Origin of the sequence: Burkholderia thailandensis E264 (genome assembly GCF_000012365.1) — a bacterium.
Classification (GTDB): domain Bacteria; phylum Pseudomonadota; class Gammaproteobacteria; order Burkholderiales; family Burkholderiaceae; genus Burkholderia; species Burkholderia thailandensis.
On the sequence record NC_007650.1, the window covers coordinates 1,565,846 to 1,578,495 of the forward strand.

Sequence of the window (12,650 nt, forward strand, 5' to 3'; positions counted from 1 at the left end):
TGGGCGGCAGGGCACGCGCGGAGCGACGCAAATGACCGCATTCTGGGAACACTTCCGGCATGGCGCGGACATCGGCGTGCGCGGCGTCGGCGAGACGCTCGCGCAGGCTTACGAACAGGCCGCGCTCGCGCTGACGGCGATCGTCGCGAATCCGGCGTCGGTCCGGGCGCTGCGCGACGTCGAGATCGCGTGCGCGGAGGCGGACCGCGAACTGCTGCTCGTCGACTGGCTCAACGCCATCGTCTACGAAATGGCGGTGCGCAAGATGCTGTTCAGCCGCTTCGAAGTGACGCTCGCCGAAAACGGCCTGCGCGCGCGCATCGCGGGCGAGCGGATCGACGCCGCGCGGCACCGGCCGGCCGTCGAGCCGAAGGGCGCGACCTACACGGCGCTCCACGTGGGCCGCCGCGGCGACGGCGCGTGGGCCGCCGAGTGCGTCGTCGACGTATGAACGGAGCTTGCCGATGGATTTGACCCGACTGACGCGGCACGGCGAATTCGAGTGGCACATCCCCGCGACGGGCGCGATGCGCGTGCCGGGCGTCATTTATGCGGACCGCAAGCTGATCGCCGACATGGACGACAAGGTCTACGAGCAGGTTTGCAACGTCGCAATGCTACCGGGCATCGTCGGCGCGTCGTACGCGATGCCGGACGCGCACTGGGGATACGGTTTTCCGATCGGCGGCGTCGCGGCGTTCGACGCGCACGCGGGCGGCGTGATCTCGGCGGGCGGCGTCGGCTTCGACATCTCGTGCGGCGTGCGCACGCTGCACACGGGACTCGTGCGGGACGACATCGACGCGGTGAAGAAAACGCTCGCCGACGCGCTGTTCGCGCACATTCCGGCCGGCATCGGCAGCACCGGGCGGCTTCGGCTGTCGGCCGCGAAAACGGACGACATGCTCACGGGCGGCGCCGTGTGGGCCGTCGAGCAGGGTTACGGAACGCCGAGCGATCTCGAGCGCATCGAAGAGGGCGGGATGGTGCGGCATGCGAAGCCGTCGATGGTGTCGGCGCTCGCGAAACGGCGCCAGCGCGACGAGCTGGGCACGCTCGGCTCCGGCAATCACTATCTCGAAGTGCAGGAGATCGAGGACATCTACGATCCCGCATGCGCGCAACGCTACGGGCTGCAGCGCGGGCAGGTCGTCGTGACGATCCACTGCGGCTCGCGCGGGCTGGGCCATCAGATCGGCACCGAGTTTCTGAAGGCCATGGTGATCGCCGCAAAAAGCTACGGGATCGCGCTGCCCGATCGCGAGCTCGCGTGCGCGCCCATTCTGTCGGACCTCGGCGAGCGCTACCTGGGCGCGATGCGCGCGGCGATCAACTGCGCGCTCGCGAACCGGCAGGTCCTCACGCATCTGACCCGCGAAGTCTTCGCGAAGGTATTGCCGGCCGCGCAGCTGACCCTGTTTTACGACGTGTCGCACAACACGTGCAAGGTCGAGGATCACGTGATCGACGGCCGCCGCAGGCAGCTCTACGTGCACCGCAAGGGCGCCACGCGCGCGTTCGGGCCTGGACATCCGGCGCTGCCCGATGCGCTGCGCGACGCGGGCCAGCCGGTGCTGGTCGGCGGTAGCATGGGAACGGCGTCGTACGTCCTGGCGGGGGCGAACGCCCCGGGCGGCGAGCGCGCCTTCGGCTCGGCGTGCCACGGCGCGGGCCGCGCGATGAGCCGCTTCGCGGCCTCCCGGCGCTGGCGCGGCCGGGCGCTCGTCGACGAGCTCGCGGCCCGCGGCATCGTGATCCGCAGCCTGTCGGACCGCGGCATCGCCGAAGAGGCGCCGGGCGCTTACAAGGACGTCGGCGCGGTCGTCGACGCCGCGGCCGAGGCCGGGCTCGCGCGCAAGGTCGCGCGGCTCGCGCCGCTTGTCTGCATCAAGGGTTGACGCATCGCGCCGGTACGCAGCGAAGCAATCGATCTCAACCGGAACGGGAGAAAAACCATGGCCAACAAGCTCAATTCCGCATCGCACCCCGCCACCGCGACCGAGATCCGCGACATCATCGGACCGGTCGAGGACGACGTCATCGCGAAAATACTCGAAATCGCGCCGACGAGCGCCGAAGTGCTCGACGCATACACGTGGCTGCGATCCGACGAGCGCCTGCTGTTCCGGCTCGATCGCGAGCCGCACGGGCGGGCCGCGCGCGTGTTCGAGATACTGGAGAGCGAGGAGGGGGACGACAACGACCGGCGCCAGTGACCTCGCTCGCGGGGAGGCGCGGGGGCAGCGCCGAGGGCGGGTCGCCGCGACGCGCGGCGTTCGCGCCGCGCGACACGCGCTCGCGCGCCCGAAGCCGTCATTCATCGTCGGTAACGACAGGCGAATCGTCATGGTCAACGCGAACCGCAATTTCCGGGAGGCGCGCGCCGGGCAGCCGGCCAGCCAGGCCAGGCCGGCCGCCGCCCATGCGCACACGCCCGGCAGGCCGCCGCGTCAGCGGGCGCTGCGCGCGTTCCTGTCGGCGCGCGTCGGCGCCGCATGGGCGTTGGTGCGCGCGGAGCTCGCGCAGCGCTTCCCTGAGCTCACGGACCTCCCGGCAAGCCTCGTGGCAACGCACACGTCGTCGAAGCACGGGCACGTGCGCATCCACGCCGCGCATGGCGTCGTCGCGCTCGACGATGCGGACTGCGCGTTCTACGTCCATCCCGAGCTCGGCACGCTGATGCGCAACGCCGCGCTCGCGTCGCGCATCCAGCAAGAAAAGGCGCGCGACGCGCGGCGCGCGGAGGAACGGCGCGCACGGATGCGGCCCGTGTCCGCGCATGCGCAGGCCCACAAGATCGGGCCGACGTGGTATCTGGTCGAGCTCGACGCACTGCCGTTCTCTCGCCGTGAAGCCGCCGATACCGGCACGCGCGCGGCGCGCGAGCACGCCGCCGTGTTCGATGTGGTGCTCGGGCGCGTCGTCGATGCGTCGGAGCGTTTCGACCTCGAGCACCTTTACGGCCGCCGCGGCGTGTACGGCGCGCGCAAGCGCGCGCTGTCGTATCGCGAGTTGCGCGACCTCGGCCTGCTCGCGCCCGCCAGGCCGTGATCGGCGGCAAGCGCCTTGTCGCGCGGCGGCCCGCGTCGCGCGCATGCGTGAGGACCTTGATCGTGATCAACGGGCGCGCGGTCCGATGCGCAATGCTTGAAGGACGCCGATCCACGCACAAGGAGGCGACCATGCCGGACTTCATTTTGTTGACGCGCTTGTCCCCGGAAGGACTTCGATCGCCGTCGAGTCTGGAAACGCTCGAGAAACGCACGGTCAAGGAAATCGAACAAGCGTGCCCGGGCGTCGAATGGCGGCACTGTTACGCGATTCTCGGGCCGTACGATTATCTCGACATATTTTCCGCGCCCGACATCGAGACCGCGTTCAAGGTGTCGGCGATCCTGCGCACGCTCGGGCGCTCGCACGCCGAAGTGTGGGCCGCAACCGAGTGGCGCGCGTTCAAGGCAATCATCGATTCGATCGGCTGAAGCGAACCGTGCGACGCATGCGCGCTACGCGGCACGCGCCGCCGGGCAACCCGCAACGGGCTGTTTGTCTGAAGGAGCGCGCGCGCGGCCGGCGCGCGCGTCGATGCGATGAACGAAACCGATGATGCGCCGCGCGACGCCCGCGTGCGCCTGTTCCTCTGCGGCGACGTGATGACGGGCCGCGGAATCGACCAGATCCTGCCGCATCCGGGCGATCCCCGGCTGTACGAGCGCTATTGCCGTTCCGCGCGCGACTACGTGCGTCTCGCCGAGCGCGCGAACGGCGCGCTGCCCGCGCGCGTCGACTGCGCGTATCCGTGGGGCGACGCGCTCGCGGAACTCGACCGCGTGCAGCCGCACGTGCGGATCGTCAATCTGGAGACCGCGATCACGACGAGCGGCGACCGCTGGCCGGACAAGCCAGTCCTGTACCGGATGCACCCGCGCAACGTCGGTTGCGTGTCGAGCGCGCGGATCGACTGCTGCGTGCTCGCGAACAACCATTCGCTCGACTGGGGGCGCGCGGGTCTCGCCGAGACGCTCGCCACGCTGCACCGGGCCGGCATCCGGACCGCCGGCGCGGGCGACGACGACGCGCGCGCGGCCGAGCCCGCCACGCTGCAGCTCGCGCACGGGCGCCGCGTTCGCGTCTACGCGTATGCGAGCGAAACGAGCGGCGTGCCGCCGTCGTGGGCGGCGACGGCGCGACGCAGCGGCATCAACTATCTGGAGAATCTGTCGCCGGAGCAGGCGACACGGACCGGCGAGCGGATCGCCGCGCAGCGACGCGAAGGCGATCTCGTCGTCGTTTCGCTCCATTGGGGCGGCAACTGGGGGTTCGAGATCGGCGACGACGAACACGCGTTCGCGCACCGGCTGATCGACGCCGGCGCGGCCGACGTCATCTACGGCCATTCATCACACCATGTCAAAGGCATCGAGATCTACCGCGAGCGGCTGATCCTGTACGGCTGCGGCGATTGCCTGAACGACTACGAAGGCATTCACGGCCATCATCCGTTCCGGCCGGATCTCGCGCTGATGTACTTTCCGGTGCTCGACGCGGACAGCGGCGCGCTCGTCGAGCTTTCGGCGGTGCCGATGCAGATCCGGAATCTGCGGCTGCAACGCGCGCCCGCCGACGGCAAGGCCTGGCTGCACGCGGTGCTCGAACGCGAAAGCCGGCGCTTCGGCACGCACGTGTCGGCATGCGAGGCCGACGGGCTGCGTCTGCACTGGTGACGCGGCTCGCCCGCCGGGCGATCATCGACGGCGCGGCCCGCGAGCCGCGGCCGGGCCGGCGCGTCGCGCATGCCGCGCGCGTCTCGCCGGCCGCAAGCCCGCCGCGCCGTTGCGCTCAATCGGCGACCAGCTTCAATCCGGCCGGCAGCGATTCGCCGAACGCGCGGCCGGTGTCCGCGCTGTCGAGCGCGACGACCTCGCTCACCATCCGGACCCACGCATCCGACGCATTCATCGCCGCCAGCCGGCGCACAACCCGCTCGCGCACGTCGGCCGCCACGTCGCTCGACCGGTCGCCCGTCATCCGCGCGATCTGCGCGGCCGCAAACGCGGCCGGCTCGACCTTCTTCCAGTCGACGGCGAGGATCGCATCCAGCCAGCGTCCCGCGACGTCGGGCGGCACGACGCCGTGCGCGCTGCCGTACAGCGGCCGCCGCGCGCCGATGCGGCCGATCGCCCACCAGCACTGATGATTCTCCGCGGGCCTTCGCAACCGCGCGAGCAGATCTTCGCCGAGCGCGATCTTGCGCTCGACGGGAACACGTTCGAGCGACGCGGACAGGCGCACGATGTCCATGTCCCCGATCTTCGCGGCGTCGAACGGCAGCTTCGGCCGCTTCGCGCGCGCGGCTTCCTGCAGCCACGCCATCGCGTCGAGCGCCTCGCGCTGCGCGTCGTCGTCGAGTCCGCCCGCCGCCCGCCGCCACAGCGTCCACCATTCGGACCACACCTGAGCGTCGTTCACGTACTGGATGCCGTCGTCGAACAGCGTCCAGAGCTGCGCGACGCGCCAGTCGTCGAGCGGATGGCCGAAGCCCGGCCGAACGCAGTAGCCGGCGAGGTTCAGCCACACGCGCTCGTGATCCGCCGAGCGCCGCCGCCGGCCGGCGCGCGCCCACAGCGCGCCGAACAGCTCGCGCAGCAGGGCGATGTCCCACGCGTCGCGCGCGCCGAGCAACTGCTCGAGCTGCCCGCGCAGGCGCCGGACTTCCTTCGGGTCGACGTTCGCGAGCCGCGCGCCGAACGAGCGATCGATCAGCTCGATCGCCTCATCGAGCGACGGATGGCGCGACGCATCGGCCGCGTCGCCGCCGCCCGCCGGCTCGCGCCGCAACTGGAATTCGAGCTGCCAGCGCTGCGACGAGTCGTCCGTCGCGATGCAGCGCATGTCGAGCGTGCCGACCTCGGTGAGCGACGTCGTCAGCTTGACGAGCCGCTCGCTCGCACCGCCCGCGTCCTGCCGCCGGACGACCGTCGCGACGGGCGGCAGCCGGACGAAACCGCCCGCGCCGAGATCCGCGAGCTCGCCCGCGCGCCATGCATGGTCGGCGACGGTCGACGCCAGATGGAAACGCACCGGATGCCCGAGCCGAAGCGCGAACACGCGATCGTCGAGACGCACGTCATGCCCCTCGGCCGTGCCGCGCGGCAGCACGCAAACGCCGCGCGACGCGTGCGCGCCGTCGTCGACGACGAGAAAATAGCTGCGCGGCGAGCCGCCGCCGATTCTCGGCGCCCGGCCGGCGCGCGCGAGCCCGTACGCGACCGCGCCGCGCGCGACCGCGACGTCCGGATGATCGTTGCGCAGCACGTGCAGCGGCTGCCCGCGCCAGTCGCCGAGCACGCCCGCGACGCGCTCGGCGAGCGCCCTCGAGCGAAACACGCCGCCGTTGAGCAGCAGCGTGTCGGGCACCGGCAACGCCCGATCCGACGCGCCCGCCGCGCCGAGCGCGTCGCGCGATTGCGCGGCGAGCCGGTGCAGGAACGCCGCGACGTGCCGCGTGACGGCCGCATCGGCGGCGTAGGGCAGGCCGAACTCGACGAGCGCCGCGCGCGAGCGACGCGGCAGATCGTCCGGGCCGCCGGCCGGAAAGAATCCGTCGACGACGATTTGCTCGACCTCCGCGCGGCCCAGCTCGGTCTTGCGCGCGCCGCCGACGAGCCGCGCGCCGGCGCCGAGCAGCGTGACACCCACCGAATCGGGCGGGTTCGCATCGAGCAAACGCTCCTTCGCCGCACGGCACCGTTCGACGAGCTGCGACAGGCTCGCCGCCGAAAGACGCGCGCCGCCGTCCCGCGCGAGCCTCGCCTCGGCGACGCGCGCGAGCGCGAGATCCATGTTGTCCCCGCCGAGCATCAGGTGATCGCCGACGCCGATGCGCGTCAACTGCGGCTCGCCGTCCTCGGCGTGCACCTTGATCAGCGTGAGATCGGTCGTGCCGCCGCCGACGTCGCACACGAGCACGAGCCGCGTGCGCGCCAGTTCCTCGCGCAGCGAGTCGCGATGATGGAACAGCCAGTCGTAGAACGCGGCCTGCGGCTCCTCGAGCAGGCGCAGCGCGGGCAGCTTCGCGAGCCGCGCGGCTTCGAGCGTGAGCGAGCGCGCGCCGTCGTCGAACGACGCGGGCACCGTCAGCACGACGTCCTGCTGTTCGAGCGGCGCGTCCGGAAAGCGCCGGTTCCACGCGGCGCGCACGTGCGCGAGATAGCTCGCGCTCGCGGCGACGGGCGATACCTTGCCGCCGGCGTCGGCCGCGCCCCACGGCAGGATCGGCGCGAGACGATCGACCGACGCATGCGACAGCCAGCTCTTCGCGCTCGTCACGAGCCGGCCCGGCACCTGCGCGCCGAGCGTGCGCGCGAGCGTGCCGATCACCGCGGGCGGCGCGTCGCCGGCATCGGCTGCATCGCCCGCTTCGGCATCGCGCCACGGCAGTTGCAGCTCGCCCGGCGCGAACTCGCCCGGCGCCGGGTGATAGCGCGCCGACGGCAGCAGCGGCCGCGCGCCGACTTCGCCGGGCGCGACGAGCTGATCGACGTCGAACACGCGGATCGCGTCGCCGCCCGCCTCGACATACGCCACGACGGTATTGCTCGTCCCGAGATCGATGCCGACGATGAATCGTTTCATCGGTTACGCATTCGCGCCGCCGCGCACGTCGAACTCCACCTTCCAGCGTTCGTTCGTGCCGCCTTGCACGGCTTCGAGCTCGAGCGTGCCGGCTTCCGTCACACGCGCATGCAGCTTCACCGGCACGATCTCGCCCGACGTGCGGCCTTCGGTCGGCAGCGTCGCCTCGATCGCGTCGAGTTCCTGCAGCTCGTCGGGCGACCAGAAGTCGAGCAGCGTGCCGACCTGGTCCTGGCGGCGCACCGACGAACCGAAGAAGCGGAAGTGGACGGGCTCGCCGACCACGAGGCCGAATTCCTGCGGGGGCAGCGCGGCGTCGGTGCCTTCCTCCATCCCGAACGGCGCGACGCACAACGCCTGGATCGGCGGCTCGAGGCCGGGAACGGCCGGCATCGCCGATTCCACCGCGATGTAGTACGCGCGCGCCGTGCCGCCGCGAATGCGCACGCCGCGGCCGCGCTTCACGTAGCCGTAGTAGGCCGCGCCGCGCGCCACCGCGAGATCGAGGTCGGCGCCGCCGAGCAGGCGCGCGGGCGCCGCGCCTTCGGCCGCGAGCCAGCCGTTGAGCGTGTCGAGAAGGCGCTCGACGAGCAGCGGCGACTTGAACACGCCGCCGTTGAACAGCACCGCGGTCGGATGCAGGAAGCTCGCCGATGCGTCGTGCGCATGCTGCAGCCCGCCGAGCTCCGCGAGCGCCGCGACCTGCCGGCCGAGAAACGCCGCGAGATGGCGCGTGACGCCGGCGTCCTGCGCGTACGGCAGGCCGAGCTGCGTGAGGCCCGCGCGCGTGCGGCTCACGGGCCGCGCCGACGCGTCGACCTGCGGGAAGAACCCTTCGAGGATCGTCTGCGTCAGCTCGGCGCGCGTGAGCTCGGTGCGAATCGAGCCGCCGATCAGCTTCGAACCGCGGCTCGGCACGACGAGCGGCACGGCCTGCGCCGACGGATCGCCGAGCAGCGTCTCCTTCGCGCCGCGGCACGCGTAGGTGAGCGCGCGCAGTTGCCACGGATCGGCCTGCGTGCCCTGCGCGGCGAGCTTGCGCGCGACGACGTGCGCGAGCGCGAGATCCATGTTGTCGCCGCCGAGCAGGATGTGCTCGCCGACCGCGACGCGATGCAGCTCGAGGTTGCCGTCGCGCTCGACGACCGCGATCAGCGACAGGTCCGTCGTGCCGCCGCCGACGTCGACGACGAGGATGATGTCGCCGACCTTGACTTCCTTGCGCCACGCGCCGCCGCTTTTCTCGATCCAGCTGTAGAGCGCCGCCTGCGGCTCCTCGAGCAGCGTCATGCGCGCGTAGCCGGCCGCCTGCGCGGCCTCGGCCGTCAGCTCGCGCGCGGCCGGATCGAACGACGCGGGAATCGTCACGGTGACGTCCTGCTGATCGAACGGCGCATCCGGATGCGCGTGATTCCACGCGTCGCGCAAGTGGGTCAGATAGCGCACCGAGCTTTCGAGCGGCGACACGCGCGCGACTTCGGGCGGCGCGTCGCTCGGCAGGATGCCGGCGCGGCGATCGACGCCCGGATGGCACAGCCAGCTCTTCGCGCTCGACACGAGGCGGATCGGCGTGCCCGCGCCGCGGCTGCGCGCGAGCTCGCCGACTGCGAAGTCGCGCTCGGCCGCCCACGGCAGCGCGAGCTCGCCCGGCGCGAGCTCGCTCGGATGCGGCAGATACAGGAAGGACGGCAGCAGATTCGGCGATTCGATCGCGCCCGGCGCGGTCAACTGCGCGATGGGCAGCACGTCGAGACGGGTCCGCTCGCCGTCGCTCGCGGCGAGATCCACGTACGACAGCGCGCAGTGCGTGGTGCCGAGATCGATGCCGATCGAATAACGCGGCTCGCTCATAGCTCCACCTCGGCCGGAGCGATGATCGACGCGTCGTGTCCCGGGTTCAGCTTCGGCAGCCGGACGGCGTCGACACGCCAGCCGCGATGGCCGATGCTGCCGTGGAACGGCGGCTTGCCGACGACGTTGCCCGTCAGGCGGATCGCAGCCGCATCGAAGCCTTCGCCGATCGTCACGCGCGCGCCTTCTGCCTCGTCGCGCACCGGGCGGATCGTGAAATGCTCGCGCAGCGTCGCGCGGCAGCCGTCGTGCACGATGCGCGCGGCCGCGCCGATGTCCGCATCGGAGTAGCCGGCGATGTCCTCTTCGACGAAATCGATGAGGCGTGCGTCGCGCTGAAGAAGACCGAGCAGTTGAAGCGCCGCGTCAGGCGTCGCTTCCTTGATGACCTCGGGCGCGCTCGCCGCCGCGGGCTGGCGCGGCGCGACGGGCGCCGCGTCCGGTGCGGCGGGGGGTTCCGCGTCGCGCAAGCGGCGGGCGCGGTTCGCGAGCTCGCGGTCGCCGAGCACGGAGAAGAACAGGCCGAAGGCGAGCGACAGCCTGCCGGCGAATGAAATGTTCGATTCGGTCATGGGAATAAGGCTCCATTGGCCCCGCCTTTCAGGCGGGCTTTCCTGCCGGACGCGAGACGAACGACGAGCGGCGCGTCGGACGTCCTGCTCCGGCATCTCGTATCTGAGCCCGACGGGCGCAAAACCCGTATTTTGCCTTGATCTGGTGTCGAGCCGGCCACGGCGTGCGGGCGGGCGGTCATTTTTCGCGGATATCAGTCTCAAAGCGAGCGGCGACGGGACATCCACCGGGGGCAGGGACGATCGCGACGACCGTCACCGTGCGCGACGACGCAAACGCCAGGCCTCCCGAGCCGCGGAGCGGCGCTAGCCGCTCAGGCGCGCCACTCAGCCGCGAGGCTGCCGAGCTCGCCGAATCGCACCGTCAATGCCAGATCGAGCGGCACATCGATCGCGCCCGCATACGAGCCGGTGGTGACGATCTGCCCGGCCCGGACCGGCTCGCCCCGCGCTGCGAGGAAATTCACGAGCCAGATCAATGGCTTGAGCGGATGCCCGTCCGGATGCCTGCCGTCGCACGTCCGGTTCACGCCGCCGCGAAATTCGAGCGCGATCGTGTCGAGCGACGCGCTCAAGCCGTCGCTCACGACCGGGCCGACACACAGCCCCTGGTTGAATTGACCGTCCGCGAGCAATTCGGGCACGGTGGCGCGCGACGGTTCCGCATAGCGACAGCCGAGCACCTCGAGCGCGAGACGGACTTCGCGGATCGCGGCGCGCACGTCGTTTTCGTCGTATGGCCGCTCGCGCGGCGGCAGATCGCGATCCAGGACGAAGGCGATTTCCGGCTCGATCCGGACGGTCCGCGCATCCGCGACGACCGGGAACGGGCCGCCCGCGGCCCGGATCGTCGACGCGAGGATCGGCGCGACAACGACCCGGCCCGGCGGCGGGAGCGCGCATTTCCATCCGCCGACCGGCTCGCCGAGCCGCTCGGCCACGCGCCGCTGGATCGCGAGCGCGGTCTCGATGTCGTCGGGCCGGCACGCGCCGGGCAGAAGCGGGCCGGCGACGCCGGCGCGGCGGGCCGCAACCAGGTGGCGCGCGGCGGCGTCGACGCGCTCGGGGTTATTCGTCATGTTTCATGTTGTTTGGAAAATGTAAGTATCGCCGCGAGCGGCGCGCCGAAAAGGAAGCAACGGGAGCGATGATAGCCATTTCATCGCGATTGCATCGTGCCTCGGCCACGAGGTTCGCAGCAGACGATGCGCCGAGTTGCGTCGGGCAACGTTGCGGCCGATCGCGCCGCGAATTCCGCGTGCGGCGCCAACTCGACCCGCCCAACCCAAGGAACCCGCTGATGGCCGCGCGGTCGTCGGGCAGCACGGCTTCCGGTAGAAAGGCGACACGACGCGCTGTGAGCCGGCTTTCACGACGGCGGCGGCCGGCAGACATCAGGCGACGGCAGCCGGCGGCCCGCTTGCTTGCCGATTCGTCTTCCTGCGAGGGAGGGGCGATCATTCCGACGACATTCCGGAGACGATGCGCGGCGCGTGAGCCCGCATCTGCGACGCGATATCCGTCGACGCGGCTGCGCTTGCGCCGCCGGACGCGCGCGGCGGCGGCCATCGCCGACGTCGGCGAGAACGCCCGGCGACGGAATCGCTAAAACGCACGGCGATCGGCTGCTACAATCTCGGCTTATTTTTCAGTGAGCTGGAAGTTATGGGCTTTGAGCAACTTGCGTCATTGCGCGATCAACTGGCGAGAGACGCCGCGCAAAAGCGGGCGGTGACGAAACCGCAGAAGCGGGACGCCAAGCCGGCGACTGCGCCGAGCTCGACGGACCCGGTGGTGTTGACGATCGCGAAACTCCAGAAGCGGTTTCCGCAGGCGTTCCCGCGCAATCCCGCGCCAAAGGTGCCGCTCAAGGTCGGCATTCTCGAGGACCTGGTCGGCCGGGCGAGCGAGCTTCGACTGACCGAAGCCGAATTGCGCGACGCGATGCGGACCTGGTGCCAGGGGAACCGGTACTGGACGTGCCTCGTCGAAGATGCCGTGCGAGTCGATCTGGCGGGCGGCGAAGCAGGGCGGGTATCGGCCGCCGACGCGAAACGCGCGCGAATGCTGAAAGGGCGCCGCCCGGCGAAGCCGCGCGCGCAGTCGGCCAAGCCCGAACAGACTCGGCAACAGCAACCGACATCCGCATGCCCGCCGCAGGGCGAGCAGCACACCGATTGAAGACACAGATCACGTGACAACCAGCAAAATTCAGACACTGCAGAAGGAGCTCGGCCACCTCAACCTGCTCCTCGAGGAAGCGAAGAAGAAGGAAAAGGCCGAGGCGCTGGCCGCCATTCGCGAACAGGTGAAGCAGTTCGACATCACGGAAGTCGAGTTGCTCAGGGCCGCGGGCTTTGTGAAAGACAAGCCGAAGAAACTGCCGGCGAAATACTACGATCCGTCGACGGGCAAATCGTGGACGGGCCGCGGTGCATGCCCGAAATGGCTGATCGGCAAGAACCTCGACGATTATCTGATTCGGCCCGCGCCGGAGCCTTGGTGGCCGGGGGAAAATGCGTAGACGGGCTCGCGCGGCGCTGCAACACGAGACCCTTGCGGCCCGGGTTCCCACAGCCGGCCGGCCAGCCG

13 protein-coding genes are annotated in these 12,650 nt (G+C 70.8%); 8 read left to right on the forward strand and 5 right to left on the reverse strand.

What is annotated here, in order from left to right:
- Positions 1 to 31 precede the first annotated feature (31 nt).
- From BTH_RS06725 to BTH_RS06750, 6 genes are all read left to right on the forward strand, one after another.
- Positions 32 to 451, forward strand: coding sequence for an archease (locus BTH_RS06725; RefSeq protein ID WP_009896978.1), 420 nt, complete (start codon positions 32 to 34; stop codon positions 449 to 451).
- Positions 452 to 464: 13 nt separating this feature from the next.
- Positions 465 to 1,898 (forward strand): RtcB family protein, encoded by a 1,434-nt coding sequence (locus tag BTH_RS06730; RefSeq protein WP_009896980.1) that lies wholly within the window; start codon positions 465 to 467, stop codon positions 1,896 to 1,898.
- A gap of 57 nt (positions 1,899 to 1,955) precedes the next feature.
- Positions 1,956 to 2,216 carry a hypothetical protein gene (locus BTH_RS06735; RefSeq protein WP_009896982.1) on the forward strand — a complete coding sequence of 87 codons (261 nt, stop codon included), beginning with the start codon at positions 1,956 to 1,958 and terminating at the stop codon, positions 2,214 to 2,216.
- A gap of 130 nt (positions 2,217 to 2,346) precedes the next feature.
- Entirely contained in the window at positions 2,347 to 3,051 is a 705-nt protein-coding gene (locus BTH_RS06740) for a hypothetical protein (protein ID WP_009896988.1), read from the forward strand.
- Positions 3,052 to 3,182: 131 nt separating this feature from the next.
- Positions 3,183 to 3,482 carry a GYD domain-containing protein gene (locus BTH_RS06745; RefSeq protein ID WP_011401232.1) on the forward strand — a complete coding sequence of 100 codons (300 nt, stop codon included), beginning with the start codon at positions 3,183 to 3,185 and terminating at the stop codon, positions 3,480 to 3,482.
- A 108-nt stretch (positions 3,483 to 3,590) separates the two neighbouring features.
- A complete protein-coding gene (locus BTH_RS06750; protein WP_009896992.1) occupies positions 3,591 to 4,724 on the forward strand; it encodes a CapA family protein in 1,134 nt (377 codons plus the stop codon).
- A 115-nt stretch (positions 4,725 to 4,839) separates the two neighbouring features.
- Here the strand turns inward: BTH_RS06750 and BTH_RS06755 are convergent, their stop codons facing one another.
- The 5 genes from BTH_RS06755 to BTH_RS33280 all read right to left on the reverse strand — a co-directional run bounded on the left by BTH_RS06755 (position 4,840) and on the right by BTH_RS33280 (position 11,519).
- On the reverse strand, positions 4,840 to 7,635 hold the full coding sequence (locus tag BTH_RS06755; protein ID WP_009896994.1) for an Hsp70 family protein: 2,796 nt from the start codon (positions 7,633 to 7,635) through the stop codon (positions 4,840 to 4,842).
- Positions 7,636 to 7,638: 3 nt separating this feature from the next.
- Positions 7,639 to 9,486 carry an Hsp70 family protein gene (locus BTH_RS06760; protein WP_009896996.1) on the reverse strand — a complete coding sequence of 616 codons (1,848 nt, stop codon included), beginning with the start codon at positions 9,484 to 9,486 and terminating at the stop codon, positions 7,639 to 7,641.
- Positions 9,483 to 10,058 carry a DUF2760 domain-containing protein gene (locus BTH_RS06765; RefSeq protein ID WP_009896998.1) on the reverse strand — a complete coding sequence of 192 codons (576 nt, stop codon included), beginning with the start codon at positions 10,056 to 10,058 and terminating at the stop codon, positions 9,483 to 9,485. Before BTH_RS06765 ends, BTH_RS06760 begins: the two co-directional genes overlap by 4 nt.
- 314 nt (positions 10,059 to 10,372) lie before the next feature.
- Positions 10,373 to 11,137 carry a 2-keto-4-pentenoate hydratase gene (locus tag BTH_RS06770; protein WP_009897000.1) on the reverse strand — a complete coding sequence of 255 codons (765 nt, stop codon included), beginning with the start codon at positions 11,135 to 11,137 and terminating at the stop codon, positions 10,373 to 10,375.
- The gene (locus BTH_RS33280; protein WP_154660029.1) at positions 11,127 to 11,519 is read right to left on the reverse strand and encodes a hypothetical protein; all 393 of its coding nucleotides are present in this window, start codon (positions 11,517 to 11,519) and stop codon (positions 11,127 to 11,129) included. Before BTH_RS33280 ends, BTH_RS06770 begins: the two co-directional genes overlap by 11 nt.
- Before the next feature lie 204 nt (positions 11,520 to 11,723).
- Here BTH_RS33280 and BTH_RS06775 point away from each other — a divergent pair, with 204 nt between their 5' ends.
- Positions 11,724 to 12,239 carry a ProQ/FinO family protein gene (locus tag BTH_RS06775; protein ID WP_009897002.1) on the forward strand — a complete coding sequence of 172 codons (516 nt, stop codon included), beginning with the start codon at positions 11,724 to 11,726 and terminating at the stop codon, positions 12,237 to 12,239.
- A gap of 13 nt (positions 12,240 to 12,252) precedes the next feature.
- Positions 12,253 to 12,582, forward strand: coding sequence for an H-NS family nucleoid-associated regulatory protein (locus BTH_RS06780; protein ID WP_009897004.1), 330 nt, complete (start codon positions 12,253 to 12,255; stop codon positions 12,580 to 12,582).
- Positions 12,583 to 12,650: the final 68 nt, after the last annotated feature.

What these genes read in the sequence shown, in the direction of transcription:
- BTH_RS06770 (WP_009897000.1), bottom strand. Translation starts at nt 11,137, where the DNA reads ATGACGAATAACCCCGAGCGCGTCGACGCCGCCGCGCGCCACCTGGTT.
- BTH_RS33280 (WP_154660029.1), bottom strand. Translation starts at nt 11,519, where the DNA reads ATGATCGCCCCTCCCTCGCAGGAAGACGAATCGGCAAGCAAGCGGGCC.
- BTH_RS06735 (WP_009896982.1), top strand. Translation starts at nt 1,956, where the DNA reads ATGGCCAACAAGCTCAATTCCGCATCGCACCCCGCCACCGCGACCGAG.
- BTH_RS06740 (WP_009896988.1), top strand. Translation starts at nt 2,347, where the DNA reads ATGGTCAACGCGAACCGCAATTTCCGGGAGGCGCGCGCCGGGCAGCCG.
- BTH_RS06725 (WP_009896978.1), top strand. Translation starts at nt 32, where the DNA reads ATGACCGCATTCTGGGAACACTTCCGGCATGGCGCGGACATCGGCGTG.
- BTH_RS06745 (WP_011401232.1), top strand. Translation starts at nt 3,183, where the DNA reads ATGCCGGACTTCATTTTGTTGACGCGCTTGTCCCCGGAAGGACTTCGA.
- BTH_RS06760 (WP_009896996.1), bottom strand. Translation starts at nt 9,486, where the DNA reads ATGAGCGAGCCGCGTTATTCGATCGGCATCGATCTCGGCACCACGCAC.
- BTH_RS06755 (WP_009896994.1), bottom strand. Translation starts at nt 7,635, where the DNA reads ATGAAACGATTCATCGTCGGCATCGATCTCGGGACGAGCAATACCGTC.
- BTH_RS06775 (WP_009897002.1), top strand. Translation starts at nt 11,724, where the DNA reads ATGGGCTTTGAGCAACTTGCGTCATTGCGCGATCAACTGGCGAGAGAC.
- BTH_RS06730 (WP_009896980.1), top strand. Translation starts at nt 465, where the DNA reads ATGGATTTGACCCGACTGACGCGGCACGGCGAATTCGAGTGGCACATC.
- BTH_RS06750 (WP_009896992.1), top strand. Translation starts at nt 3,591, where the DNA reads ATGAACGAAACCGATGATGCGCCGCGCGACGCCCGCGTGCGCCTGTTC.
- BTH_RS06765 (WP_009896998.1), bottom strand. Translation starts at nt 10,058, where the DNA reads ATGACCGAATCGAACATTTCATTCGCCGGCAGGCTGTCGCTCGCCTTC.